Raw genomic sequence first — 26,254 nt, 5'->3', positions numbered from 1 at the left:
AGAGCGGGCCAACGCCCCGCTGGGGCATCACCGATAAAGCCCGCCGGGCCCTACCCGGCGCTACGGGACGCGCTTCACTTCACCCGGCGCAGATGGTTCGGCCGCCCACCACCGCCACGCCTGTTGAACGGCGGCTGCCCGCGCCAGTAGCGGATCAGCAGCCAGCCGAACAGCATGCCGCCCAGGTGCGCGAAGTGGGCCACGCCCGGCTGCCAGCCGGTGAAGCCCAGCATCAGTTCGATGGCGCCGAACACGATGACGAAGGTACGCGCCTTCATCGGAATCGGCGGGAACAGCAGCATCACCCGCTGGTTCGGGAACAGCATGCCGTAGGCCAGCAGCAGGCCGAACACGCCGCCCGATGCGCCCAGCACAGCTCCTCCCTCGCCCACCAGCGCCGCCACCAGCAGCTGGCACAGGCCGGCGCCGGCCACGCATACCAGGTAATAGGTCGCGAAGCGCTTCTCGCCCCAGGTCAGTTCCAGCGGCGCACCAAACATGAACAACGCCAGCATGTTGAAGAACAGGTGACCGAAGCTCCCGTGCAGGAAGCCATAGGTGAGCAGCTGCCAGGGTTGGAAGTTCTGCCCCGGCGAGAATGGATCGAAACCGCCGGAGCTGATCGGCCACAACACGAACGGCTCGAACGTCTGCATCCCCAGCAGGAAAGGCTGCTGCAGGACGAACAGGACGACGTTGGCGATCAGCAGCGCCTTGGTGACGGTGGGCAGTCGGGGAAACATGGCGGCATCCTTGGGAACTGCCGCCATGATAGCCGCGGATGCGGCGTAGCCTTCGCGGCTGCGTCATCGTCTTCGCGCTGACGCCCCACGGTTTGCGGGGGCCAACCGCCGGTCCCGTTCCGCGCTCCATGCCCTCGCTGCTTCGTGCGATCACCGAACCAAGGGTCGAGCGCTATCGGGCAAGCGCCGGCCGCTGGCCGGCCTCCTCACCAGGCCAGAATCGCGCGGGATTGCCAGGCGCAGGCCGCAAAGCGGCGGAGGCAAGAGCGATGGCGGGACGGGCCTGCGGTCTGCAAGCACCCCATGCGACGCCGGCGCGAAGGCGAGGACGCCCTCCGGCACTACCTCGGCGCCCAGATCTCCGCATCCAGGTCGCGTGCCGGCCGCTCGCGCCGGACCCGGCCGTTCTCGACCTGGACGCCCTCGGCGCGCAACCGCTGGCCTTGTTCACGCCAGCCGGCCGAGCCCTCGGGCAGGGCGATGCGCCCGTCCGAACGCAGCACGCGGTGCCACGGCAGGCTCCGGTCCTCGTTGGCACCGAGCAGTTTCGCCACCAACCGCGCGCGGCCCGGCAGGCCGGCCTTGGCCGCGACTTCGCCATACCCCATCACCTGACCGCGCGGAATGGCGCGGATCACCGCGAGGATGCGTGCGTGCCCCGCGCCGGCGTCGTCGGTGCGGCTCACCGCTTCCTGGCCACGCCGCTGCCCACCAGCAGCACGCCCAGCAGTACCAGCACGGTGCCGGCGCTCTGCCATGGGCCCATCGGTTCGTCGAGCAGCCATACGCTCAGCACAATCGTGGATACCGGACCCAGCATACTCACCTGCGCGGCCAGCGAAGAACCGATGCGCTTGACCCCGACCATGATCGCCAGCACCGGCAGCACCGTACATACCGTGCCGTTGAGCAGCGACAGCCAGTACACCGGCGCCGGCTGCTGACCGAGCGCCGCCAGCGGCTGCAGCAGCAGGTACTGGCCGATGCACAGCGCGCAGGCCACGGTGCTGGCATAGGCGGTGAGGCGCACCGCGCCGATCCGCGCCACCGCCTGCCCGCTGCCGAACAGATAGACCGCGTAGCTAAGCGCGCTGGCGAACACCAGCGCCGAGCCGATCAACGTGCGCCGGCCCTCGAGCTGGATGTCGTGGCCGAACGCCAGCAATACGCCGAGGTAGCTGACCAGCAGCGCCGCGACCTGCAGCCGCGTCGGCCGCTGCCGCAATACCACCAGCGCGATCAGCACCACCAGGGTCGGGCTGAGGTAGAGGATCAACCGTTCCAGCGTGGCGCTGATGTACTGCAGCCCGAGGAAATCCAGGTAGCTGGACAGGTAGTAGCCGCTGAAGCCCAGCACCGCCACCCGCCACAGGTCGCCGCGCGACAGCGGCTGCGCCCGGCGCGCAGCCCATGCACCCATCGCCACGAAGAACGGCAGCGCGACCAGCATCCGCAGCGCCAGCAGCGTGGTGGCGTCGGCGCCATGGCGGTAGGCGAGCTTGACGATCACCGCCTTGCCGGAGGCGGCGATGGCGCCGACCGCAGCCAACAGCAGACCGCTGCCGAGCAGGCGGCGCGAGGTGGTGGGCAGTGGGGAAGAAACAGGCGCCGGCGCAGCAGCGCGCCTGGAAGAAGCATTCACGTGATGACGGCATCCGGGGGAGATGGCCCCGGTATTATCCGGCCTGTGGCGCGCTCAGCGCATCAGCACCACTTCCTCGGCCGAGGTCGGGTGGATCGCGACCGTGTCCTCCATCTGCCGGCGGGTCACCCCGGCCTTCAACGCCACCGCGAAGCCCTGCAGGATCTCGTCGGCACCCTCGCCCAGCAGGTGGATGCCGACGACCTTCTCGTCCACGCCGGCGCAGACCATCTTGAACAGCGTGCGCACCTGCCCGTCGCCGAGCGCCTGCAGCATCGGCCGGAAGCGGCTGTGATACGTATTGACCGTATCGAAACGCGCGCGCGCCTGCTCCTCGCTCAGGCCGACGCTGCCCAGCGGCGGGTGCGAGAACACCACGCTGGGTACGTTGTCGTAGTCCAGCCGCGCGTCCGGCTGGCCGCCGTACAGGCGATCCATCAGCCGGCGCGCAGCGGCGATCGCCACTGGCGTCAGCATCGCCTGCGCGGTCACGTCGCCCACGGCGAAGACACCGGGCACCGAGGTGTTCTGGAAGGCATCGACGGCAATGGCGCCCTGTCCATCCAGCGCCACGCCCGCCGTTTCCAGCCCCAGTCCATGCGTGCTTGGCGCACGCCCGGTGGCGAACAGCACGGTATCGAACACGGCATCGGCCGGACCGCCCTGCAACAGCGCGCGGATGCCGCCGCCATGCCGCTCCAGCGCCTGCACCCGGCACCCGAAGCGCACGTCGATGCCCTGCTGGCGCAGGTTTTCCGCCATCTGTGCGGTCATCTCACTGTCGAACCCGGACAGCAGCTGCTGCCCGCGCACCAGCAGCGTCACCTCGCTGCCCAGCCCATGCAGCACGCCGGCCAGTTCGACCGCGATATAGCCGCCGCCGACGATGGCAACACGCGCCGGCGCGGCCTGCAGGGCGAAGAAATCGTCCGATACGCCGCCCAGCGCCGCACCCGGCAGGTCCGGCTTCAGCGCATGCGAGCCGGTGGCGATGACGATGTGCCAGGCGTGCAGCCGGGTGCCGTCGTCGCACTCCACCGTCCGCGCGTCAAGCAGGCGGCCGCGCTGCGCGATGTGCGCCACGCCGGTGTCCTGCAACCGCTGGCGGTAACTGGCGTGGATGCCATCGATATACCGCTGCCGGCGCTGCAGCAGCCGCGGCCATGCCACCTGCGGCGCCGCCGGCACGTCGAACCCCAGTTGCGAGGCCAGCGCGATGCGTTCGGCAAGGTCGGCCGCCAGCCACATCGCCTTCTTCGGCACGCAGCCGACGTTGACGCAGGTGCCGCCCAGCGGCGCGGGCTCCAGCATCGCCACCTTCGCGCCATGCGACGCGGCGCGGAACGAAGCCGCCAGGCCGCCGGAACCGCCGCCGAGCACGACCACATCGAACGATCGCGTATTCACTGCTGTAACTCCTTGCTGCGTGGGGAAAGGGCGATCATCGGCGCGCCCTGCGGTGCAGTCGGCCATCGATTGTCCACCCGGCTGCTCATGCCGAGGCCGAGCATGCCATGCCCCGCCCCCACGCTGCGGTTACTTCGCTCCCGCTTCGCCGCGGCGCAACGGCGGCAGGCGCCAATAAGTGATCGCCCGCCACAGCCATTCCATCGGCCCGAAACGGAAACGGCGCAGCCAGGCCCGGCTGAACCCGACCTGCGCGGCGAACAGCGCCACCGCGAACAACAACTGCCAGGCGCGCCCCATCTGTTCGAACCACCCCAGCCCGTAGCCGTAGAACAGCAGCGTGCAGACCAGCGACTGCCCTAGGTAGTTGCTCAACGCCATCCGCCCGGCCGGCGCCAGCCCGCGCAGCGCATGACTCCAGCGCACGCCCCAGGCCAGATAGCCCAGGCACATCAACAGGCCGGCGACGGAGGTGGCGGCATAGGCCGCGGCCGAGCGCAGGTCGAACCGCCCCGGCGCCAGCCCTGGCTGGTACCACGCGCTGGCCAGCATCAGGGCCAGGCCCAGCGGCAGGGCGCCCCAGCGCAGCCAGGCGAACAGGCGCCGGTATCCTTCGGGCCTGGCGATGGCGCCACTGCGCGCGAACCAGCTGCCGATCAGGAACATGCCCAGCACCTGCGGCCCCACCACCAGCAATGCGCCCAGCGCCGTGCCGAAATCGCGCAGCCGCTGCAGCACCGCCTGCGGATAGGTGCCGTGCCCATAGGCCTGCCGCTGCGCCTCGATCGCGGCCTGCGCGTGCGCCGCCTGCGCGGCCGTGGTCTCGGCCGGCACCAGCATCATCAGCGCGCCCAGCAGCAGCATCAATCCAACCGCGGCCAGGTATGCGAGCACGCCCATCGCCGGCAGCCAGGCGCGCGGTGCCTCGCGGAAGGCCAGCAACAGGAAGGACAGCAGGGCATAGGCGACCAGGATGTCACCGGACCACAGCAGCAGCGCGTGCGCCAGGCCGATGCCCAGCAGGCCCAGGCTGCGGCGCAGGTAGAAGCGGGTGAAGTCGTGCCCGGCGGCCTCGGCGCGCTGCGCCATCACCGCGAAGCCGGCGCCGAACAGCAGCGAGAACAGGGTGAAGAACTTGCCCTGCACGAAGATGTAGACGAAGGCGTCCGCCCAGCGGTCCAGGCCCTGCCAGTGCGGGTCGATGCCGGTGGTGGACAGGTCCAGCGGGCCGGCGAAGCCCTCCATGTTCATCAGCAGGATGCCCAGCAGCGCCAGTCCGCGCAGCACGTCGAGCGTGGCGATGCGCTCGTCCGGCGCGATGGGCTGGAAGGTGGCGATGGACACGTCCGTGGTTCCCCCGTGGATGGACCGGCGATTAGAGCATGCGCCCATCGCCACCGTCCGCCTTCCGGAAACGAAACGGCCCGCACAGGGCGGGCCGTTCGCTGTCGTGCTGCCGGTCGGCGATCAGTGGTGGTGGCCGCCGTCGCCATGCACGTGGCCGTGCTGCACTTCTTCCTCGCTGGCCTCGCGGACCTCGACGATCTCCACGTCGAAATGCAGGTCCTTGCCGGCCATCGGGTGGTTCAGATCGACGTCGACCACGGTCATGCCGACCTTCTCGACGGTGACGGCACGCGGGCCGAAGTTGGTCTGCAGGATCACCTGCTGGCCCGGGACCAGGCGGGTCTCGCCGAAGTGCTTCTTCGGCACGCGCTGGGTCAGGCCCTCGCGGCGCTCGCCGTAGGCGTCGGCCGACTTCACGTCCACGCCGAAGCTCTCGCCGGCTTCCTTGTCCATCATCGCCGTCTCCAGGCCCGGGATGATGTTGCCGTGGCCGATCAGGATCGCCAGCGGCTCACGGTCTTTCGAGCTCTCGATCGGCTCCTGGCCGACTTCGGAAACGGTGTAGTGGAAACGGACGACGCGGTCTTTTTCGATCTTCATGCGCAACTCTTTCAGGTGGCTGCCCGCTGGCAGACGTAGGGACGGCCTTGCCGGCCGACGGGGAGGCGGCCATCATGGCAGCCGTCTTGAGGTGGCGCATTATCCGGGCTCCATGCACATCACGCCAGTTTTCCGGTACCGCCGCTGGCGGCTGCCGGCCCTGCTCGCCGCGGCCGCGGTCCTGGCCGCTTGCGGCCATGCTCCCGCCAAGCGCACCCCGCCGCCCCCGGCCACGCATTCCTGGCCGCAGGTGACGCCGGCCGACCCGGCCGCCGCCTCGTCGGTATTGATGCGGGCGCTGGGCCTGGTCGGCACCCCTTACCGCTATGGCGGCAACACGCCCGAGTCCGGCTTCGACTGCAGCGGGCTGGTCAGCTATGTCTACCGCGACATGCTGGCGCTGAACCTGCCGCGCACCTCTCGGGAACTGGCCGCCGTGCAGGGACCGCGCATCGAACCGCGCCAACTGGCCGCCGGCGACCTGGTGTTCTTCGGCGACAAGGGCAACGTCTGGCACGTCGGCATCTATGTCGGCGAGGGCCGTTTCGTACACGCGCCGAGCACCGGCGGCACGGTCCGGCTGGATTATCTGGATGGCGCCTATTGGCGCGACCATTACACCGGCGCCAAGCGCGTGCTGCGTTGAAGTGTGAAATAAGTCATGGGGAATAATGAAAATTTAACGAAATTTGTACCTATACAAGCCGTTCACAGGGCATGATCGCCCATCGATTTTTTCCGTGACTGCCGCGTGACGAACGAAAATCCGTCCCATCCGGGTCAACCCGGTCACCGATTTCCCGCGTTCCGCCGGCTGCTTTGCGCCGCGGCACTGACCATCGCCGCCGTTCCGGCCTTCGCCCAGAGCGTCCCGGAAGCCGACCCCGCCGCGAAGCCGGCAGCGGCAAAGCCCGAAACCCAGCGCAGCAAGGCCGACGCCGCCGCTACCGCTACCCTGGCCGCCCTGCTCCCGCACCTGGCCGCCAACGACACCATTCCGCTGATGGACCGCTCGGCCATGTTCGCCGGCGACCTCAGCCGCCTGCTCTCGGCCTACGACGCGTCCAAGAGCGTCGCCAATGCGACCGATGCGGCGCTGGCCAACGACAACGACGGCAAGGTGCAGTCGATCCTGCGCCGCGCCATGACCCTGCTGGGCACCCCGTACCGCTGGGGCGGCACCTCGCCGGATGCCGGCTTCGACTGCAGCGGCCTGGTCGGCTACGTGTTCCGTACCGCCCTGGGCGTCGAGCTGCCGCGCGTCTCGCGCGAGATGGCCAGCCAGGCCAGCAACGAACTGATCAAGGACCGCTCGGCGCTGGTCGCCGGCGACCTGGTGTTCTTCGGCCGCAAGGGCCGCGTCGACCACGTCGGCATCTATGTAGGCGAAGGCCGTTTCCTGCATGCCCCGAGCACCGGCAAGGACGTGCGCACCGACACCCTGCTCAGCGGTTACTGGGGCGACAAGTTCATGCAGGCGCGCCGCCTGGACCTGTAACCTCGGACCGGCTCCCGACCCGATCCCCGACAAGCCGCGGCACCGCCGCGGCTTTTTCGTTGCCGGCAGGCCGCCGGCTGGATGAATGCCCACCACGCGGTTTCCCCAGCCTATTCAGGCACATATCCGGGTTTCCTGCACATTCCGCATCATTCATGAAAGGTATAAGTTAGTCGCCTGCAGCAAGGTGACCGTCATGTCCGCAACACCTGCTCCCTCCCGCCGCTGCGTCATCTGGTTCGGGACGCCCCATTCGACGGAACGGGCGCTGCTGGCTTCCAGCGGATGGCACATACGCGCGGTGTCGCCGTCGCAGGCCGGCGGCGTGGGAATGCGCAGCGAGGACATCGTGATCGGCGTGCTGGATTTCAGGACGTGCTCCGGCAGCGAGCTGGCGGCCGCCGCCGAAGTGGCCACCACGTACCGTCACCTCCCCCTACTCGCGCTGCTGCCGCCGGCACTGGACGAGAGCGACATCCCGCTCCGGCACGCCCTGTCGAGTTGCCGGCACCGGTTGTCGCACCCGCTGGACCCTGCCGAACTACTGCGGCAACTGGCATCGCTGCAGCAGGCATCCACGCCGGGCGGATCCGACGATGCGCTTGCCTGCCTGATCGGCGAGAGCGGCGCGATGCTCGCCATGCGCGCGACCCTGCGCAAGTTCGCGCCGGTCGACCTGCCGGTCCTGGTCACCGGCGAGACCGGCACCGGCAAGGAGGCCGCCGCCCATGCGCTGCACCGCCTGTCGCCGCGCAACGGGCACCCCTTCCACGCGGTCAACTGCGGGGCGATCGCGCCGACCCTGCTGCAGTCCGAGTTGTTCGGCCACGAGCGCGGCGCCTTCACCGGCGCCACCGCGCGCCGCGCCGGGCTGTTCGAGAGCGCGCACCGCGGCACCGTGTTCCTGGACGAAATCGGCGACCTGCCGATGGAGGCGCAGACCAGCCTGCTGCGGGTGCTGCAGGAAGGCACGATAGAGCGTATCGGCAACAACCAGTCGATCCACGTCGACGTGCGCGTGCTGGCCGCGACCCACGTGGACCTGGAACAGGCGATGGAACAGGGCCGCTTCCGCAGCGACCTGTATTACCGCTTGAACGTGCTGCGCCTGACCATGCCGGCCCTGCGCCGGCGCGAGGGTGATATCGAGTTGCTCGCCATGCACTTCCTGCACGAATTCCGCGCGCGACACCTCATCCGCGCACGCGGGTATACCCCGGCCGCGCGCCAGGCACTGGCGGACTTCCACTGGCCCGGCAATGTCCGCGAACTGCTCAACCGCGTGCTGCGGGCGGCCATCACCACCGACAACGAACTGATCGACTGCGCGGACCTGGAACTGTCCGCGCCGGCCGAAACCCGCACGCGCCTGCACGACGCCCACCTGCGCGACGAGCGCGAGACGCTGGTGGCCTGCCTGGCACGCAGCCACTACAACATCAGCGCGTGCGCGCGGCTGATGAAGGTCTCGCGCGTCACCGTCTACCGGCTGTGCCGCAAGCACCGCCTGCAGCTGCAGAGCCTGCGCTGACCCAGCCGCACGCCTCCGGCTAGAACGTGGAGGGCACCTTGAACGCCAGGCTGAAATCGGGCGCGTCGGGGGTGAGGCCGATGCCCAGCATGCTCACCAGCGTGGTCCTCGAGGTCAGCGCGTAGGTCACGCCGAGGTTCAAGGTGCCGGCGTTGGCATCGCTGCCGATCACCTTGACCCACTCCCCGCCCTTGTAGCGGGTCGAGGCGCGGGCGCTGAGCTTGTCGCTGAAGGAAATGCTCAGGCTGGTGCGCTCGTTGAAGGCGAACGCGACACCGGCGCCGAAGTAGTACGAGTCGCCCAGTTCGACCTGGCCCGGGTTGACCGTATCCGGATTGGAGTCGATGTCGGCGAAGCTGCGCTTGAACGAACGGATGTAGCCGATGTTGCCGAACAGGATGGCCGGGTCCGCCGTCTTCACCGCCGACAGGCCGACGCTGGCCTGCCACAGCCCGTTGCCGGTGGGCTGTTCGGCCGGCACCGCGAACCGGATGAAGTCGTCGTCGTCGCGTTCGATCACCTTCCAGTCCAGTCCATAGGGTTCGCGGCCGGTGGGCGCGGTGATGCCCACCGTCATCACCGTCTCCGGGCGCCGCGGCCCTTCCTGGAACAGGCGGTAGTTCGCGCTGGCGGTGACATCGCCGATGCCGGCGCCATGGGTTTCCTCCTGCGCCACGGCCGCGGCCGAACCGCCGGCGCCGCCCTTCTGGTAGATCGTCTTGCGCGCGATGTACGGCACGTCGAGGTTGAGCGTCAGCTTCGGATTGACGCCCCAGCGCGCGGCGAAGTTGTAGGTCAGCGAATCCGACTCCACGTTCTCGATGGCGATGTTGCCGAGGAAGATCGCATCCAGCGCCAGGAATCCGTTGAGGGTGAGCTGCTTGCGGTCGTAGCGCGCGTAGGTGAGGCTGTTTTCCAGCGTCAGGCGGCGGTTGAAAAGGGCCGACTGCTGCTGTTTCACGTCGTCCACGCTGCGCCGCGCCGACTCCTTCGCGGCACGCGCCTCGCTCGCGCTGCTGGCATAGCCCTCGCTTTCGGCAGGCGGCGCCGCGGGTAACGCGGCAGGGGCCGCCGGCGTCGCCGTCGCGGTCTTGCCGTTGATGCGCGCCTGCATCGCCTGCACCTGCATGTCCAGTTCACGCAGCCTGCGCACTTCCTGCGCATAGCTGGCCTTGAGGGCCTCCAGTTGCGCCATCAGGGCCCTGACACCCGCTTCGTCATCGGCGGCCTGCGCTTGCGCCTCGACTTTCGACGAGCACACCGCAAGGCCTACCAGCGCCGCCATCGCCAGCTGTTTCATTTTCGGATTCCTCGATCAATGTCCAGTTGCCGGTGCCGGCGACGCCGGCTCAGTACCCTGCCGCGATGCCGCCGCCGCGGGTCAGCGCGATGGCCTGCGCCACGTTCTGCGCCAACGGCAGGTTGTCGGCCAGGCCTTGCCTGACCAGGTCGATCTGCAGGCGGTTGGCGGCCTGTTGCCCATCGCCGGTCAGCGCGATGCGCTGGCCCACGCTGCCGCTGCGCAGCCACTGTTCGACCGCGCCCTGGCCATCGATCTGCAGCAGCACGTGCGCCGCGTCGCCGTCGAATGCAGCCACGGCGCTGGCGCCTTGCACCTGCTGCAGCGCCTGCCCGCCGGAGCCACCGCCGTCGGCCGGCGCGCTACCGTCACGCACGGTCAGGTGCATGGCGTTGCTGGCCCGGTTGCCGTCGCCGGCCACCTGCACGCTCTGCACCAGCCCGGCCACGTTGCGCAGTCCGCTGCCGTCCACGCTGCGCCCGCCGGTATCCGGCAACGGCGCGTCGGCCGCGGTGATGCTCACGCTGGGCGTGAAACTGACCTTCGGGACCTTGCCCTTGCTGAAATCCATCGCCAGCGTCAGCGCGCCCTGCAGCTGCTGGCCGGAAGCCGCCTGCCAGGTGGAGGTCATGGTCACCCCGAACCACGCCACTGCATTGCCGCCCACCGTGTAGCGGCCGCGCATCAGGCCCAGCTCCGCGTCCGGGATTTCCTGCAGCTTCCTGCCCGGCGCACTGCCGGCCTCGGCAGCATGTACGGGACAGGCCGTTGCCAGTGCCAGCATCAGGCCGGCGTACATCGCGATGTTCATGATCCGGTTCCTTCAAAACAGATCGGCATGGGTGAAGCCGAAATCCACCAGTTCGGCATCGGTGATCGCTGCCGCTCCCTGGCGCGCGTACAGCGCGCGGGCACTGGGCTTTTCGCTGGGCAGCAGCAACACGGTGTTGCGGTCGAAATCGCTGCCGATCACGATGAACACCGCCCGCGAGGGCCATGCGGCGAGGAAGTCCTGCAGCGGCAGCAGCCGGTTGCCCAGGATCGGATCGGCCAGCTCGGCCATATCCCCGCGCACCTGCTTGAGCACGACGAAATGGCGGAAGCCGCGCACGTCCATCAGCACCAGCCCGGGCACGCGCAGCGAGCGCAGCCGCTCTTCGCTGATCCGGTAACCGCGGCCGCGCATGCCCAGCGATTCGACATAGCGTTTGATGTCCAGCAGCGAGAAGCCGCGCTGGCGGACCAGCGCCGGATCCGACACGCCCATCATTCCCTCGATCACCGTCGATTCGTCGGCTTCCAGGTGGTAGGCGTAGCGCAGCACCGTGGCCAGCGCCGCCGCTCCGCAGCTGTAGTCGGTGTGCTGCCGGACCAGGTTGCGGAAGCGCCGCTCCTGCATGCTCTCCACCGGCTGCCGGTAGACCGCGCCGTTGGGCAGCACGCCGCTGAAGGCGACGTCGCCGGCGGCGCACGGCCATGCCGCGGACACGGCCCAGGCCAGCAGCAACATCCTGCGGTACATGGAGAATCTCCGGTGCGTATTGGGCAGGTGGGAGCCCTTGCCCGCAGGGGGGGACGGAACAAGGGCTCCCGGGATCGCCCGGCCATTGGCGGATGGCCGGGCGGATCGCTCGCGCCATGGCCCGCCGCTCAATGGCGGGCCACGACTGTCACTGGCCGCCGCCTTCGCCGCCGCCTCCACCACCGCCGCCGCCCGTGGTGGACGGCTGCGCCACCGCCAGCGCCAGGCTGTTGGCCTGCAGGTTGCCGGTGCCGGAGGAGACGTTCACGCCGATGTTGCCCGACGCCCCGGTGAAGGCGCTGCCGGACAGGCTGGCGGTGTTGGTGGCATTGACCGCGATCCAGTCGACGTCGATCACCTGCCCGCTGAGGCTGGCCACCAGGTCGGCCGTGCCCATTTCCGAGAACGACAGGTTGCCGTGCTCATCCGTATCCCAGGCCATGCCGCCCACGCCCGGGCGGTTGGGATTGGCGACCGCTCCCTGGGTCTGGTAATCCCAGTCGCTGTGCCCGGTCTGGCTTCCGCCCGGATGCGTATCGCCGGTCCAGTTGTCCGGGTAGAAGTTGGTCTTCTGGTAGGAATCGCCGGTGCCGCTGTAGGTACCCCTGCCGCTGCTGCTGGTGTTGCCCGCCACGCGGCCGCTCAGGTTGAGCGTATAGCTGTCCACCACGTAGTCGTAGTACCCGTTGTTCTCCACATGGTTGCCGGTGGAGACCTGGTTGGAACTGATGCTCGACTGCGCGTAGGCGGAGGTGGCCACGGAGGCGGCGAGCGCGTTCTTCTGCTCGTTGTTGTTGCCCGAGGTGACGTTGACGCCGATATTGCCGGCGGCGTTGGCGAAGGCGTTGCCGCCGATGCCCGCGCTGTTGGTCACGCCGTGGTTCATCGTCACGTTGTTCATGCCGCTCTGGTTGACGAACACCTCGGCGTCGGCCATGCCGAAGCTGAATGACGCATCGGCCGCCGACAGCGAAGCCGCGTTGTCTTGGGTGTTGTTGTCGCCCGCGGCGGCGTTGAAGCCCAGGTTGCCCGAGGCGGTGGAGCCGACGTCGTCGGCGATGGACGCCGAGTTTTCCAGAAGCCCGTTCTCGGCGGTGTTGCCGGAAACCGACTGGCGGTTGTCGACTACCGCGATCGCGGCCGAGTCGATGTTGATGTCGCCGGTGATGGTCGGATCGCCGGAGAACTGGATGTTCGACCCCAGGCGCAGGTCCTTCTCCAGGTTCACGTCCACGCCGTGGTTGTTCTTTTCCTTGTGCTCGTCGGAACTGACGTTGGAGGTCTTCTGCACGTCCTCGCGCACCTCGGTGTTGGAACGCGAATCCCAGTAGCGCAGCGTCGCGGCGGCATCCAGCTTCAGGTCGACGTCGGTGTCGACCGTGGTGTTCTGGGTGCTGTTCTTCGTGTCGTTGGTAGTGGTGTTGGTATTCGTGTTGGTGTTGGTGTTGGTGTTTGTATTGGTGCGCGTTTCGGTCACGTTGTGCTTGTGGTTGATGTCGGCGCTGGCGTTCTGGTCGTCCGCCGCATTCGCCGCCGTGCTGGCGACCAGCGCGGCGACGGCCATGGCGAGTACCGTCCATTTGAGATTCGCTTTCATGGTGCCCTCTTCAGGTTTTCTGATGCATCGGGTGGATGGAACCTTGTTCACGGGACGCCTTGCACGGAAATGCCGATCCTGTTTTCCACGGCATTGCCTGATCCCGCTATCTGATTGAGTTGCAGCACACCACCGAAGCCGCGCAACGCGGATGCCTCCACCGCCACCTTGCGGATGGCGCGTGGATCGCCGGCAACGAACCGCTCCCCTGCCGACGCGAAAGCGGACGGCGAAGCCATCGCTTCGTCCCCCGCTTCGCGTATGCCCTGTGCGGCCAGCGCAACGGCCACGGAGTTGAGCTCCGCATTGCCGCCGCCACTGGCCTGATTGATCGAAACGATGCCGCCGGCGCCGGCCAGCGCATTGCCGCCGATGCTGGCCGAGGCCATCAACGGCGCGGTGGCATGCCCGTCCGACTGCGACTGGCGCGCCCGGATGCCCGCATCGGCCTGGCGACCGACCGCCACGCTGTGCAGGTTGGCCTGCAGGTTGAGATCGCCCGCGGCCTGGTTGATGCGGATCGCGCCCTGGCTGCCGGCCAGTGCATTGCCGTCGATGCGGCTGCTCTCCTGCAGGTAGGCGAGCATCGGCGCATAGGGGTCGGCCTGCTGCGCCCAGGCCTCGGCGCTGCCCGACAACAGCAGGACCGGAAGCAACAGGACCGGCATACGACCAGGGAGCGCGCGCATCGCCATTTCAGCGCCCTCCCGGCCCGGCGGTCTGCCCCATCGGGAACTGCGCCAGCGCGCCGCGCACCTGGTCGCCGATGCCGCGGGTGGCACCGCCGACCGCGCCCATCGGCCCACCGATGGTGCGCGCGAGCTGGGAGCCGGAAAGCATCCCGCCCTCGCCCATGGCATGGCCCAGCGTGGTGCCGACCATGCTGCCGGTCACCCGTTCGACCGTGGTCCCTCCGGCATGCGCGGACGAGGGCCGGTCCGTCGCCGAATCGATGGATGCATAGCCGTCTTCATCCAGTTCGTCGATGCCGCCGCCGGTGCCCAGCGCGGCAGCCAGTTCCCGGCGCGGCGAGGGGTCGACGATCAGCGCCATTCCCGGCGGCTGCATCCGGTAGGCCGGCCGGGTCGGAACATCGCGCAGCAGCACGATCTCGCCGGGTTGCGCCTTCACGCCCTGGCGCGCGCCCGAAGCCTGGGCGGTGCCGCTGGCGCCCATCGCCAGCAGGCATCCGATCAGGATCGGAAACAGATATGGGTTCCTGCCTGCCATCGCCTTGCCTCCCCGATCAACGCGGGAGGCGGAGCAGCATCCGTGCCAAGCCCTGTTTTCTTTTAAAAACAAAGGCTTGAAACAAAATATCGGATGACTCGCCTGTATCGGCCTTTACACCCCAGATCCTCCGCGCAGAAGGTCCGGGCGCATCCAGGCATGGCGCCTGGGCACTGCAACGCGGTGTATCAGCAGGGTTACAGTCTGGTGTTACAGGGGGTTACACACCCGTTCCAGTTGCCGCATCGGCGAGGCGGCCAGAGTTCTTCGGCGGCGACCTCGCGGCAGTCGGCGCGCAGCTTGGTCATGCGCGCCCGCCCGTCATGCGGGCGCGGTATCACCGCGGTCCGGGCCGGAAGCGATCCGGCCCGGATGCGGTCGCCTCAGCGTTCCTCGACGCTGAAACTGCCGAACGGTTCCAGCTGCGCCGCTACCGCGTCGCGGTCGCCGACCACGATCACCGACTGCGAGTCCGGCGCGTAGTAGCGCGCGGCCACCGCCTGCAGCTTCGCGGCATCGACCGCGCGGATCCGGCCCACGTACTGGCCGAGGAACTCGGCCGGCAGCCCGGCCAGCCAGTTGTTGGCCAGGGTGCCGGCCACCGCGCCCTGCAGCTGGTTGCTGATCAGGTAGCCGCCGGCGACATAGCGCTTGGTCGACTCCAGTTCCGCGGCCGGTACCGGCTCCTTGCCCAGCCGATCGAATTCCCTGAAGAACTCCTTCAAGGATGCGCCGGTGACCTCGTTGCGCACGTCGGCCGACGCCGCCAGGTTGCCACCGGCACGCAGGGCCGCCAGCCTCGCGCCGGCGCCATAGGTGTAGCCCTTTTCCTCGCGCAGGTTCTGGTTGAGGCGGCTGCTGATGCCGCTGCCCAGCACGGTGCTGGCCAGCTGCAGCGGCACGTAGTCCGGGTCGGTGGCGGCGATGGCCGGGCGGCCGATCCGGAACGTGGACTGCACGCTGCCCGACCGCGGCAATATCGCGCGCTTCGCCGGCGCCTGCCGCGGTGCCGGCACCGTGTCCGCCACGGCCTCGCCCTGTCCGTTCCAGTCGCCGAAGGCGCGTTCGGCCTCGGCGAATGCGGTGGCCGCATCGATCCTGCCGGTGATCACCAGCAGGCCATGCCCCGGCCGGAAACGGCGCGCGTGTTCCTGCTTCAGCGCCGCAGGAGTCAGCGCCGGCAGGGTCGCATGGTCGAGCTGCGTGCGCGCATACGGGTGGTCGCCATAGACCGCCTTGAGCAGCGCGCGCGAGGCGCGGAAACCCGGCTGCGCTTCGGCCGCCTTCAATTCCTGGGCGGCGTTGGCGCGGGCCAGCTCCACTTCGTCGTCGGCGAAGGACGGCGTGCGCGCGACCTCGGCGAGCAGCGCCAGCATCGGCTTGGCCTGCGAGGCCAGTGCCTGGCCGCGGACCAGCAGGCCATCGACGCTGGCGTTGGCGCCGATGCTGCCGCCCATGCCCTGGGCCAGTTCGGCGATCTGGCGCGCATCGTGCGCCTGGGTGCCCGCGGTCAGCAGCTGCGCCAGCACGGTGGCGAAACCGGGCGTGGCCGCGGCATCGGCGGCCAGCCCGGCGTCGCGCATGGCCAGCACGTAGTCCACGCGCGGCAGCCCGTCGCGTGGCACGACCCAGACCTCCAGGCCGTTACCCAGGGTTCTGCGCGAGATGTCCGGCACTGGCAGCGGTTTGTCGGCGGCATAGCCCGGCAGGCCGGCGGGCAGTTCCGGGGTGGCGGCGTGGGCGCCAGCGGAGGCGAGCGAAAGGGCCAGGCCCATCGCGAGCAGGCACGGCATTGGCTTGATCATGGCGGTGTCCTCACTTCTGCTCGGCGGGGGCCAGCATCGCCGCCGGCTTGCGGTCGATGACGGTGCGGTTGGCGGTGGTCAGGTAGGTGCGCGCGGCACGCTGCACGTCGGCGGCGCTCACCTTCTCGATCCATCCGGGGATCTGGTTGACCACGCCGGCATCGCCCCACAGGGTCTGCAGCTTGGCCAGGGCATCGGCACGGTCCAGGAACATTTCCAGGCCGTCGTACCACTGCGCCAGCAGCTGGGTCTTGACCCGCGCCAGGGTCGCCGCGTCCACGCCTTCGGTGGCGACCCTGGCGATCTCCGCATCGATCCCGGACAGCACCGCATCGGCGTCGTGGTCGGGCTTGTACATCGCGAACACCACGAACAGGGTCGGGCCGTCGTACTCCCAGGCGCTGGTCAGGCCATAGAGCGACTCGACGTTCAACGCCAGCTGGCGGCCCTTGACCAGCCCCTGGTGCAGGCGCGAGGCCTCGCCTTCGGCCAGCAGCGCGCCCAGCACCGCCATCGGCGCCTGGTCGCGGCTGCCGCGGTCGGGCATCTTCCAGCCCACCGCCAGCGCCGGCACCTGCGCCAGCGCGTCGGACTGCTGCAGGCGGATCTCCTTGGTGTTCAGCCCTTCCCGGTAGTCCGGGCGCGGCGGCGTCGGCCGTGCCGGGATGTCGCCGAAATAACGCCTGGCCAGGGCGAAGCCCTGTTCCGGGGTGACGTCGCCGGCGATGGACAGCACCGCGTTGTTGGGGCCGTAGAAATCGCGGTGGAAGCCGCGCACGTCGTCGAGGCTGGCGTTCTCCAGGTCCTTGAAGCTGCCGTAGCCGTCGTGGTTGTTCTCCCACTTGGAGAACGCGTGCTGGCCGATGTCGATCCACATGAAGCCGCCATAGGGCTGGTTCTGCACGTTGTTGCGGATCTCCTCCTTGACCACGTCCTGCTGGTTCTTCAGCGTCTCCGGGTTGAAGTCCAGCGTGCGCATGCGGTCCGCCTCCAGCCACAGCATCGGCTCCAGCGCCGATACCGGCGCGGTCTCGATGTAGTTGGTGAAATCGGCGCGGGTGGAACCGTTGTTGCGGCCGCCGCCGCCGGTGATCACGCTGTCGAACACGCCCTTGCGCGCCTGCGGCGTGCCCTGGAACATCAGGTGCTCGAACAGGTGCGCGAAGCCGGTGCGGTTGCGCGGTTCCAGGCGCATGCCGACGTGGTAGACCACGCTGATCCCGACCACCGGCGCACTGTGGTCCTCGGACACCACCACGGTCAGGCCGTTGTCGAGTTTCTCGACCGCCACCGGCACCCGCCACTGGTCGGCGTTGGCGGCAGCCGCCGTGCCGGCCAGCGCGCAGCCGGCCAGCAGGAGCATTCGTTGCAGCAACATGGTGCGACTCCTTTCGTTGTCATGGGCAGGCCGGACGGCCGCCGCCACCATAATGCCGCTCCGCCGGGCGCGGAATCCGCCGGAGGTCACGCCCCGACGGGCGGTCAGTCCACCCCGACGCCGGCGCGGACCGGGGCGTCGTAGACCTGCTGGTCCAGCAGCCCGGTCTCCTTGGCCACGATCACCGGCACCACCATCTGCCCGGTGACGTTGGTCATGGTGCGCATCATGTCCAGCACGCGGTCGATGGCGTACAGGTAGCCGATGGTCTCCAGCGGCAGGTTGGCCGCGCTCAGCACCACGGTGGCCATCACCACCGCCGTGCCCGGCACGCCGGCGGTGCCGAAGCTGCCCAGCACCGAGGCGATCAGCACCACCACGTACTGTTCCGGGGTCAGCGGCACGCCGGTGTACTGGGCGATGAACACCGCGCACAGCGCCGGGTAGATCGCGCCGCAGCCGTCCATCTTGATGCTGGCGCCCAGCGGCACGGCGAAGGAGGCATAGTCCTTGTTGACGCCGAGGTTGGCGGTGATCGAACGCATCGCCACCGGCATCGCCGCGAAGCTCGAGGAGGCCACGAACGCCACCTGCATGCCCGGCGCGGCGCCGCGGAAGAACTTGATCGGGTTCAGCCCGTGCGCCAGCAGCAGGCCGCTGTAGACCACCACGATGTGCAGCGCGCAGGCCACGTACAGCGCCAGCACGAAGCTGCCCAGCGGCAGCAGCTTCTCGAAGCCGTAGCTGCCGACCAGGCCGGCGATCAGGCCGAAGGTGCCCAGCGGGGTCATTTCCAGCACGAAGCGCGTGACCTGGATCATGACCTCGCTCATCTGCCCGGCCAGCTTGCGCGCCTCGCCCACCTTGTCGCCGAGCTTGACCATGGCAAAGCCGAGCAGGCCGGCGAAGAAGATCACCGGCAGGATCGAACCGCGCCCGGCCGCCAGCACGGTATCGCCGGCGGCATTGATCCGGGTGCCGATGCCCGACAGCGCGTAGAACACGTTGGACGGCACCACGTCCATCAGCACCTTGGCCACCGACGGCACGTCGCGCGGGGTGTAGGCACTGTCCATCGCCAGGCTGAGGCCGCCGGTGCCCGGCTGCATCAGCGTGCCCACGCCCAGGCCGACGCACACCGCCAGCACGGCGGTGACGATGAACCACAGGAAGGTACGCCCGCCCAGCGCGGCCACCGACTTCTGCCCGTGCAGCGAGCCGATGGCGCTGATCACCGCGAAGAACACCAGCGGCACGGCGATCATCTTGATCAGGGTGACGTACAGCTCGCCGAGCGGGCCGAACCAGGTGTCGGCGACCGGGCCCAGCACCCAGCCGGCGAGCGCGCCGAGCACGAAGCCGCCGGCCACGCGCTGCCAGAACGGGATCCGCAACCAGGCAGAAACCAGCTTCATAGGGGTGATCCGGGAACGTTTTCAGGGACCGGCACGATAGCGCAAGCCCGGTGGCGGCACGATCCCCGTGCGGAAAAGCTGCGTGTCATCGGCACGCCTTTTCGGGCTTGTCATAATGGCCGTCTGTTCATGATCGATGGTCGACCGCATGCGCCACGCCACACCCCTGCTCGCCGCCCTGTCCACCCTGCTGCTCGGCGCCTGCGCCAGCACCGCCGCGCCCAGGGCGCCGCAGGCCTTCGCCGTCGAAGTGCCGGCCGTCAGCCACCCGCAGGGCGAGACGCCGCAATGGTGGTACCGCAACGGCGCCGCGCAGGCCGCCGCCAACGGCGCGATGTCCGGCAAGGCGAAGAACGTGATCCTGTTCCTGGGCGACGGCATGAGCCTGACCACCGTGGCCGCCGCGCGCATCCTCGAAGGCCAGCGCCACGGCAACCCGGGCGAGGAAAACCTGTTGTCCTGGGAGCGCTTCCCGGCCACCGCTTTCAGCAAGACCTACAACACCGACTCGCAGACGCCGGATTCGGCCGGCACCATGACCGCCATCACCACCGGCGTGAAGACCCACATGGGCGCCATCGGCGTCAGCGCTGGCGACCGCAGTGACTGCGCCGACAGCCTGAACAAGCACGCCCTGACCTGGCTGCAGCTGGCCGACAGCGCCGGCATGGCCACCGGCGTGGTCTCCACCGCCCGCCTGACCCACGCCACCCCGGCCGCGACCTACGCCCATTCGCCGGACCGCAACTGGGAAAACGACACCGACCTGCCGGAAAATGCCCGCGCCGCCGGCTGCCAGGACATCGCCCAGCAACTGCTGTCGACCTCGCGCTACGGCCGCGGCCCGCTGGTCGCACTGGGCGGCGGCCGTGGCCAGTTCACCACCGTCAACGAGCAGGACCCGGAATACGCCGACAAGGTCGGCCTGCGCCTGGATGGCCGCAACTTGGTGGCCGAATGGCAGGCCGCGCACCCGCAGGGCGCCTACGTGTGGAACGCCGAGCAGCTCAAGGCCGCGGCCGGCGCGCCGGCGCTGCTGGGCCTGTTCGAGCCGGACCACATGCAGTACGAACTGGACCGCCCGAAGGACCCGGCCGGCGAGCCCTCGCTGGCCGAGCTGACCCGCGCCGCGATCGCCACCCTGTCCCGCCACCAGGAAGGCTATGTGCTGATGGTGGAAGGCGCGCGCATCGACCACGCCAACCACAGCGGCAACGCCGCGCGCGCGCTGGGCGACACCATCGCCATGTCCGACGCGGTGCGCGCGGCCGTCGAGGCGTCCTCGGCAGAGGACACCCTGATCATCGTCACCGCCGACCATTCGCACACGCTCAACTTCGTAGGCTACCCGGCGCGCGGCAACGCGATCCTGGGCAAGGTCAAGGACAAGGGCGGCGAAGACGGCGCCGGCGGACTCGACCTGGCACGCGACGCCACCGGCCTGCCCTACACCACGCTCAGCTACGCCAACGGCCCGGGCTACACCGGCGCCAGCAATCGCCAGCCGGCCGGCCCCAAGACCTTCCCGCACACGCCCAGCAGCTATGAACCGGCGCAGGGCCGCCCGGACCTGACCCACGTCGACACCGAGCACCTGGACTACATGCAGGAAGCCCTGGTTCCGGCCAAGGCCGAATCGCATGGCGGCGAAGATGTCGGCATCTGGGCGCGCGGCCCCGGCAGCGTGGCAGTGCGCGGCACGATGGAGCAGAACGCGATCTACCACCTGATCGTGCAGGCCACTCCGCGCCTGCGCGAGCGCCTGTGCGCACAGGGCACCTGCAACGCGCAGGGGGTGCCGGTGGACCTGCCGCAACCGGCGTCGTTCGAACGCAAGGCGCCGTAAACCACGCGCGACGCGCGGCTTTGGGCCGGCGGCGGTACTCCTGCCGCTGGCCCTGCTGCCAGCCTTGGTCTGTGCCGGGCAAAGCTGCCATCACCGCGACACCAGCCGCTTCGGGCTGCTGACCGGGACTGCCGGCAGATGGCGCCAATGCCCCGCCATCAGCGCCGGGGCATTGGCACGGCGGCGGTTCTGATGAGAACGGACCGGCCGCGCTGCCGGCCGGCAGTCCGGCTGCGTCCGCCGCGATGGCGCCCACCTGTCCGGTCACCACCCACGACAACGGCCCGGACCACTTCATCGAAGGCCCGACCCGGGTGCGGCCGGATCGGCTCACGGCACGCGCCTGCGGCCGGCCGTCGCGGCACGCTTCGACCGGGGTCTTCCGGCCGACAACGGCAGTGCCGAGGCCTGCAATGGTTGCCGCCAAGGCACGCCCGACGCCGATGACCATGCCGGCATCGTTGGCGGCACGCATTTCCACATCGACCGGCAGGGCAACGCGCTGCCGGACCTGCCTTGGCGCTGGGTCCCACCGCGCTCGGAGCGTTGGCATCCGATCCACGCCCGCCGATGCGCGGGAGGGGATTTCCGTACATGTCCCTCGCCGCTGAAGCCGCTCCTACAATGGCGCGATGGAATCGTGCCTGTCACCGCTGACTGACATCGCCGCGCCGGTGCTGGCCGGTTTCAGCGGCGGGCTGGACTCGAGCGTGCTGCTGCACCTGCTGGCGAACGCCCCGGCGGCGCGCGAACGCGGCCTGCGCGCCGTGCACGTGCACCACGGGCTGCAGCCCGCCGCCGATGACTGGGCCGCGCATTGCCAGCGCGTCTGCGATCAGTGGCAGGTGCCGCTGCAGGTCGTGCGCGTGCAGGTGGACGCTGCGGCCGGCGAAGGCCCCGAGGCGGCGGCGCGGCGCGCCCGCCATGCCGCGTTCGCCGGGCTGCTGCGGCCCGGCGAATGGCTGGCGCTGGCGCATCATCGCGACGACCAGGCCGAGACCTTCCTGCTGCGCGCCCTGCGCGGTTCCGGGGTGGATGGCCTGGCGGCGATGCGCGGGCGCCGCGACTTCGGCGCCGGCCAGCTGTGGCGGCCCCTGCTGCACATCCCGCGCGCCGCGCTGGAAGCCCATGCCCGCCGGCACGGCCTGCACTGGATCGACGATCCCAGCAACGGCGACGACGCTTTCGACCGCAATTTCCTGCGCAGCACGGTGATGCCGCTGCTGGCCGGACGCTGGCCCGAGGCCGGCGCCATGTTCGCCCGCAGCGCCACCCTCGCCGCCGAGGCCGCGACGCTGCTGCAGGCACAGGACGAGCAGCTGCTGCATGCCTGTCTGGATGGCGAGGACGACGGCGCGCTGGCGATCCCGGCACTGGCGGCATTGCCGGCGGGCGCCTGCGCGCGCGTGCTGCGCCTGTGGTCGCGCCGGCGCGGCCTGCCGCCGCTGCCGGGCAATGGCGTGGCCCGCATCCAGCAGGAACTGCTCGGCGCGGCCCCAGACCGGCTGCCGGAGTTCCGCTGGCAGGACGCGCGCATCGTCCGCTGGCGCGACCGCCTGCATGCCGTCGGCACACTGCGCGCCTGGCCAGCCGGCTGGCAGGTCGACTGGGACGGCCGCGCGCCACTGGCGCTGCCCGATGGCGGGGCGCTGGCGCTGCATGGCGCTTCCGGCTTCGATGCGCCGCTGTACGTGCGGCAGCGCCGGGGAGGAGAGCGCATCCACCTGCCCGGCCGCGCGCACTCCCACCTGCTCAAACACCGGCTGCAGGCCTCCGACGTGCCGCCCTGGCTGCGTCCGCACCTGCCGCTGCTGTGCGATGGCGCGCAGGTGCTTGCCGCCGGCGACCGGATCGTCTCCTCGTCCCTGCAGGACTGGCTGCGCACCCGCGGTGCGCAGCTGCACTGGCAACCGCCCGGGTTCGCCGCCGCCCGGCACGGAGCCGGCGCCGGCTCCGCTCCCGCGCTGGAGCCGAATTGACCCTTTCCCGCCTGCCGCTCACACTTCCCCCATGCCCAAGAAGTCCCCCAACGAGACCTCGCCGGTTGCCCACTTCGAGCAGTCGCTGGAAGAACTGGAGCAACTGGTGGAGAAGATGGAAACCGGCGAACTGAGCCTGGAGCAGTCGCTGACCGCCTACGAACGTGGCGTCGGCCTGTACCGCCAGTGCCAGCAGGCGCTGGAACAGGCCGAACTGCGCGTGCGCCTGCTCACCGATCCGGCGCAGCCGGAGAAATCCGAACCCTTCCAACAGGCCGGCGATGTCGACTGAGGCCCTGTTCGCCGGCTGGATCGAACGCACCGAACAGCACCTGCACGCCGCCTTGCCCGACCCCGACACCGCGCCGCAGCGCCTGCACCAGGCCATGCGCTACGCCGCGCTGGGCGGCGGCAAGCGCATGCGGCCGCTGCTGGTGCGCGCCGCTGGCCACCTGTTCGACGCCGACCCGGCCCTGCTCGACGCGCCGGCCAGCGTGGTAGAGCTGATCCACGCCTATTCGCTGGTGCACGACGACCTGCCGGCGATGGACGACGACGACCTGCGCCGCGGCCGCCCCACCACGCATGTCGCCTTCGACGAGGCCACCGCGATCCTGGCCGGCGACGCGCTGCAGACCCGCGCCTTCGAACTCCTCGCCGACGCCCCGCTGCCGCCCGCGTTGGCGGTGGCCTGCCTGCGCACCCTGGCAACGGCTTCGGGCGCGGCCGGCATGTGCGGCGGGCAGGCGCTGGACATCGACGCCACCGGCCGCCAGCAGCCGCTGTCCGACCTGCAGCGCATGCACGCGCTCAAGACCGGCGCGCTGATCCGCGCCGCGGTGCGCATGGGCGCGCTGTGCGGTGGCGCCGGCAGCGACGACCTGGCGCGGCTGGACGGCTTCGCCGACGCGCTCGGCCTGGCCTTCCAGGTGCGCGACGACATCCTCGATGTCGAGGCCAGTTCCGAGCAGCTGGGCAAGACCGCCGGCAAGGACGCGGCGCAGGACAAATCCACCTTCCCGGCGCTGCTGGGCATGGACGGGGCAAAAGCGCGGCTGGAAGCGCTGGCCATCGACATGGGCGATGCGCTGGCCCCGTTCGGCCCGCGCGCCGGTGCGCTGTCGGCGCTGGCCGAACTGGCGATCCGCCGCTCGCATTGATGCCTTGTTTCCGCCGGAGCGCACCTTGCTGCGCTCCGGCGGCTTCCCGACGACGCAGCAAGAGCTCATCGCTGCCTGCCGGGCCCTCGCCCACGGACAGCCGGCGCGCGGAAATACGGCGTTCCATGGCGCCGGGGGCCTTCGCCGATGGAACTCCCGCAGGGCCTTGCCCCGCTCTGCAAAGGGAGATTCGCGCGCTGGCCGATCTCCGGGCCAACGGCGATGGACCACAAAAAAGGCCCGGGAATCCCGGGCCTTTTTTCGTCGCGCTTGCGCCGGATTACTTGATCAGGCGCAGGGTGAACGGATAGCGGTAGGCTTCGCCCTTGTTCGCGGCAAGCGCTGCGAGGATGGTCAGCACCAGCCAGGCGATACCCACGAAAATCAGCAGCAGGAAGCCGATCAGCACCAGGGTCAGGATGCCCGAGACGAAAGCGGCAATGAACACGGTGATGTTGAAATTCAATGCTTCCCTGCCCTGATCGGCCACGAACGGCATCGTGTCCTTCTTGACCAGCCACACGATCAGCGGCCCCAGCAGATTGCCCAGGGGGATGACGATGCCGGCCAGTGCGGCCAGGTGCGCAAACATTCCCCACTGCTTTTCTTCGGCATTGATGCCGTTGCCCGTGGTGTTCTCGTAATCGCTCATGGTGTTTCCCTTTACCGTTGGTCTTGTGGAATGTGGGGGGTGGCTGTCATCCGCGGTCCCCTGGATCGCCCCGCAGCGCCGGCCGCAGAAGAATACGTCAATCGTCGCCTGCGACCGTCATTCTCCCGACAAGGATCGATCCTGTCGAGACATGCGAACGCGGGTCCACGTCGCTGCCCACCGCTTCGATCCCGGCGAACATCTGTTTCAGATTGCCTGCGATGGTGACGCCATCCACCGGCCAGGCGATCTGGCCGTTCTCGATCCAGAAGCCGCCGGCGCCGCGCGAGTAATCGCCGGTCACGCCGTTGACCCCCTGGCCCATCAGCTCGGTGACCAGCAGTCCGGTTCCCATACCCGACAGCATGGACGGCAGGTCGCCTGCGTTGGCCGCGACCTTCAGGTTGTGCACGCCGCCTGCGTTGGCGGTGGTCTGCAGGCCCAGCCGGCGCGCCGAGTAACTGCCCAGGACGTAACGCTGCAGCACGCCGCCGCTCACCAGCGCCGAATCGCGCGTGGCCACGCCCTCGCCGTCGAACGCGCACGAACGCAGGCCATGGCGCAGCAGCGGTTGCTCGTGCATGTGGAACCAGTCCGGGAACAGCTGCGTGCCTGCGCTGTCGAGCAGGAAGCTGGCGCGCCGGTACAGCGCGCCGCCGGACACGGCCGACAGCAGATGGCCGACCAGCGAACGCGCCACCTCGGCGGCGAACAGTACCGGCACCTGTCCGGTCGGCAGCGAGCGCGGCTGCAGGCGGGCGACGGTACGCTCGGCCGCGCGCCGGCCGATGGCCTCCGGGTCCTGCAGGTCGGCCCGGGCGATCGCGCTGCTGTACCAGCCGTCGCGCTGCATGCCATCGCCCTGCCCGGCGATCAGCGCGCAGCCGATGGAGTGATGGCTGCTGCGCTCGCGGCCGATGAAACCATGCGAGTTGGCGTAGACCGACAGGCTCTGCGCGGTCGCCACCGAGGCGCCATCGGAATTGGCGATGCGGGCGTCGGCGTCGCGCCCGGCCGCTTCGCAGGCCAGGGCCAGGTCCACCGCATGGCGGGCTTCCAGCGTCCACGGGTGCCAGGTGTCCAGGTCGGGGAAATCGCGCGCCATCAGCGCCGCGTCGGCCAGGCCGGCGGCTTCGTCGTCCTCGGTATGGCGGGCGATGGCGCAGGCCTGGGCCACGGTCGCCTCCAGGCTGCTTTCCTGCAGGTCGGCGGTGCTGGCGCTGCCCTTGCGCTGGCCGAAATACACGGTGACGGCGATGCCGCGGTCATGGGTGGATTCGACCGTCTCCACCTCGCCCAGGCGCACGTTCACGTCCATGCCGCGGTCCTCGCTGCAGCTGACCTCGGCCTGGCTGGCGCCCAGCGCGCGGGCCTTTTCGAGCAGCCGCTGGGAGATGCCGGCCAGCTGTTCCAGCCGCTGCAGGCTGTCGTCGGCGGCGAAGGTTCCGGTGGTGATGCTGTTCAATGCTTTATCCTTTGAAGAATCCAGCCGCAGCCGGCTTTTCCTCCTCCCATCGGGAGAAGGTGCCCCCAGGGGGCGGATGAGGGGACGGGCGAAGTCTCATGCAGCCAGACAGTGCGAGGCTTCGCCCGTCCCCTCTT

General features: G+C 69.5%; 24 protein-coding genes. 7 read left to right on the top strand and 17 right to left on the bottom strand.

Translation table 11 applies throughout. The features are described 5' to 3' along the window. Positions 1 to 74: 74 nt before the first annotated feature. From ABB22_RS09455 to ABB22_RS09430, 6 genes are all read right to left on the bottom strand, one after another. Positions 75 to 743: a rhomboid family intramembrane serine protease gene (locus ABB22_RS09455; RefSeq protein ID WP_055764704.1), complete on the bottom strand. Its 669-nt coding sequence runs from the start codon at positions 741 to 743 to the stop codon at positions 75 to 77. 341 nt (positions 744 to 1,084) lie between these two features. Continuing rightward, positions 1,085 to 1,501, bottom strand: a complete 417-nt coding sequence (locus ABB22_RS09450; RefSeq protein WP_082443463.1) for an MGMT family protein — start codon at positions 1,499 to 1,501, stop codon at positions 1,085 to 1,087. After that, a complete protein-coding gene (locus tag ABB22_RS09445) occupies positions 1,426 to 2,334 on the bottom strand; it encodes a DMT family transporter (RefSeq protein ID WP_055765390.1) in 909 nt (302 codons plus the stop codon). The genes ABB22_RS09450 and ABB22_RS09445 overlap by 76 nt, the downstream gene beginning before the upstream one ends. A 105-nt stretch (positions 2,335 to 2,439) precedes the next feature. Further along, the gene (gene gorA, locus ABB22_RS09440) at positions 2,440 to 3,792 is read right to left on the bottom strand and encodes a glutathione-disulfide reductase (RefSeq protein ID WP_055764703.1); all 1,353 of its coding nucleotides are present in this window, start codon (positions 3,790 to 3,792) and stop codon (positions 2,440 to 2,442) included. Between the two features lie 129 nt (positions 3,793 to 3,921). Continuing rightward, the gene (locus ABB22_RS09435; protein WP_055764701.1) at positions 3,922 to 5,184 is read right to left on the bottom strand and encodes a DUF418 domain-containing protein; all 1,263 of its coding nucleotides are present in this window, start codon (positions 5,182 to 5,184) and stop codon (positions 3,922 to 3,924) included. A gap of 75 nt (positions 5,185 to 5,259) precedes the next feature. Beyond that, complete coding sequence (locus ABB22_RS09430; protein WP_055764699.1) at positions 5,260 to 5,739, bottom strand: FKBP-type peptidyl-prolyl cis-trans isomerase; 480 nt, start codon at positions 5,737 to 5,739, stop codon at positions 5,260 to 5,262. A gap of 112 nt (positions 5,740 to 5,851) precedes the next feature. Here ABB22_RS09430 and ABB22_RS09425 point away from each other — a divergent pair, with 112 nt between their 5' ends. The 3 genes from ABB22_RS09425 (at position 5,852) to ABB22_RS09415 (ending at position 8,768) form a co-directional block, all read left to right on the top strand. Next, on the top strand, positions 5,852 to 6,385 hold the full coding sequence (locus ABB22_RS09425; RefSeq protein ID WP_055764697.1) for a C40 family peptidase: 534 nt from the start codon (positions 5,852 to 5,854) through the stop codon (positions 6,383 to 6,385). Positions 6,386 to 6,490: 105 nt separating this feature from the next. Next, the gene (locus ABB22_RS09420) at positions 6,491 to 7,237 is read left to right on the top strand and encodes a C40 family peptidase (protein ID WP_055764695.1); all 747 of its coding nucleotides are present in this window, start codon (positions 6,491 to 6,493) and stop codon (positions 7,235 to 7,237) included. A 196-nt stretch (positions 7,238 to 7,433) separates the two neighbouring features. After that, the gene (locus ABB22_RS09415; protein WP_055765387.1) at positions 7,434 to 8,768 is read left to right on the top strand and encodes a sigma-54 interaction domain-containing protein; all 1,335 of its coding nucleotides are present in this window, start codon (positions 7,434 to 7,436) and stop codon (positions 8,766 to 8,768) included. 19 nt (positions 8,769 to 8,787) lie between these two features. Here the strand turns inward: ABB22_RS09415 and ABB22_RS09410 are convergent, their stop codons facing one another. The 9 genes from ABB22_RS09410 to ABB22_RS09370 all read right to left on the bottom strand — a co-directional run bounded on the left by ABB22_RS09410 (position 8,788) and on the right by ABB22_RS09370 (position 19,015). Further along, positions 8,788 to 10,068 carry a transporter family protein gene (locus ABB22_RS09410; RefSeq protein WP_235504204.1) on the bottom strand — a complete coding sequence of 427 codons (1,281 nt, stop codon included), beginning with the start codon at positions 10,066 to 10,068 and terminating at the stop codon, positions 8,788 to 8,790. 49 nt (positions 10,069 to 10,117) lie between these two features. Next, positions 10,118 to 10,879: a hypothetical protein gene (locus tag ABB22_RS09405; RefSeq protein ID WP_235504203.1), complete on the bottom strand. Its 762-nt coding sequence runs from the start codon at positions 10,877 to 10,879 to the stop codon at positions 10,118 to 10,120. A 12-nt stretch (positions 10,880 to 10,891) separates the two neighbouring features. Further along, a complete protein-coding gene (locus ABB22_RS09400) occupies positions 10,892 to 11,590 on the bottom strand; it encodes a C39 family peptidase (RefSeq protein ID WP_055764693.1) in 699 nt (232 codons plus the stop codon). A gap of 148 nt (positions 11,591 to 11,738) precedes the next feature. Further along, on the bottom strand, positions 11,739 to 13,187 hold the full coding sequence (locus ABB22_RS09395; protein WP_055764691.1) for a hypothetical protein: 1,449 nt from the start codon (positions 13,185 to 13,187) through the stop codon (positions 11,739 to 11,741). A 47-nt stretch (positions 13,188 to 13,234) separates the two neighbouring features. Beyond that, positions 13,235 to 13,882, bottom strand: a complete 648-nt coding sequence (locus ABB22_RS09390) for a hypothetical protein (RefSeq protein WP_235504202.1) — start codon at positions 13,880 to 13,882, stop codon at positions 13,235 to 13,237. Between the two features lies 1 nt (position 13,883). Next, positions 13,884 to 14,417: a hypothetical protein gene (locus ABB22_RS09385; RefSeq protein WP_055764688.1), complete on the bottom strand. Its 534-nt coding sequence runs from the start codon at positions 14,415 to 14,417 to the stop codon at positions 13,884 to 13,886. Positions 14,418 to 14,800: 383 nt separating this feature from the next. Further along, positions 14,801 to 16,222 carry a M16 family metallopeptidase gene (locus tag ABB22_RS09380; protein ID WP_055764686.1) on the bottom strand — a complete coding sequence of 474 codons (1,422 nt, stop codon included), beginning with the start codon at positions 16,220 to 16,222 and terminating at the stop codon, positions 14,801 to 14,803. Between the two features lie 10 nt (positions 16,223 to 16,232). Next, complete coding sequence (locus tag ABB22_RS09375; RefSeq protein ID WP_055764684.1) at positions 16,233 to 17,600, bottom strand: M16 family metallopeptidase; 1,368 nt, start codon at positions 17,598 to 17,600, stop codon at positions 16,233 to 16,235. Between the two features lie 104 nt (positions 17,601 to 17,704). Further along, positions 17,705 to 19,015: a dicarboxylate/amino acid:cation symporter gene (locus ABB22_RS09370; protein ID WP_055764681.1), complete on the bottom strand. Its 1,311-nt coding sequence runs from the start codon at positions 19,013 to 19,015 to the stop codon at positions 17,705 to 17,707. 148 nt (positions 19,016 to 19,163) lie between these two features. Between ABB22_RS09370 and ABB22_RS09365 the strand changes: the two genes are divergently transcribed. The 4 genes from ABB22_RS09365 (at position 19,164) to ABB22_RS09350 (ending at position 24,000) form a co-directional block, all read left to right on the top strand. Further along, positions 19,164 to 20,861 carry an alkaline phosphatase gene (locus ABB22_RS09365; protein ID WP_055765375.1) on the top strand — a complete coding sequence of 566 codons (1,698 nt, stop codon included), beginning with the start codon at positions 19,164 to 19,166 and terminating at the stop codon, positions 20,859 to 20,861. 632 nt (positions 20,862 to 21,493) lie between these two features. Continuing rightward, a complete protein-coding gene (gene tilS, locus ABB22_RS09360; RefSeq protein ID WP_055764679.1) occupies positions 21,494 to 22,840 on the top strand; it encodes a tRNA lysidine(34) synthetase TilS in 1,347 nt (448 codons plus the stop codon). A 31-nt stretch (positions 22,841 to 22,871) separates the two neighbouring features. Beyond that, positions 22,872 to 23,132 carry an exodeoxyribonuclease VII small subunit gene (locus ABB22_RS09355; RefSeq protein ID WP_055764677.1) on the top strand — a complete coding sequence of 87 codons (261 nt, stop codon included), beginning with the start codon at positions 22,872 to 22,874 and terminating at the stop codon, positions 23,130 to 23,132. Continuing rightward, the gene (locus ABB22_RS09350) at positions 23,122 to 24,000 is read left to right on the top strand and encodes a polyprenyl synthetase family protein (RefSeq protein ID WP_055764676.1); all 879 of its coding nucleotides are present in this window, start codon (positions 23,122 to 23,124) and stop codon (positions 23,998 to 24,000) included. Before ABB22_RS09355 ends, ABB22_RS09350 begins: the two co-directional genes overlap by 11 nt. 280 nt (positions 24,001 to 24,280) lie before the next feature. Here the strand turns inward: ABB22_RS09350 and ABB22_RS09345 are convergent, their stop codons facing one another. Beyond that, entirely contained in the window at positions 24,281 to 24,652 is a 372-nt protein-coding gene (locus ABB22_RS09345; RefSeq protein ID WP_055764674.1) for a DUF4870 domain-containing protein, read from the bottom strand. Positions 24,653 to 24,749: 97 nt separating this feature from the next. Then, positions 24,750 to 26,117, bottom strand: coding sequence for a metalloprotease PmbA (gene pmbA, locus ABB22_RS09340; RefSeq protein ID WP_055764672.1), 1,368 nt, complete (start codon positions 26,115 to 26,117; stop codon positions 24,750 to 24,752). Positions 26,118 to 26,254: the final 137 nt, after the last annotated feature.

Source organism: Stenotrophomonas nitritireducens (assembly GCF_001431425.1).
Lineage (GTDB): Bacteria > Pseudomonadota > Gammaproteobacteria > Xanthomonadales > Xanthomonadaceae > Stenotrophomonas > Stenotrophomonas nitritireducens.
The sequence above is the reverse complement of the archived record's forward strand: the minus strand, read 5'-3'. Positions and strand labels throughout refer to the sequence as shown.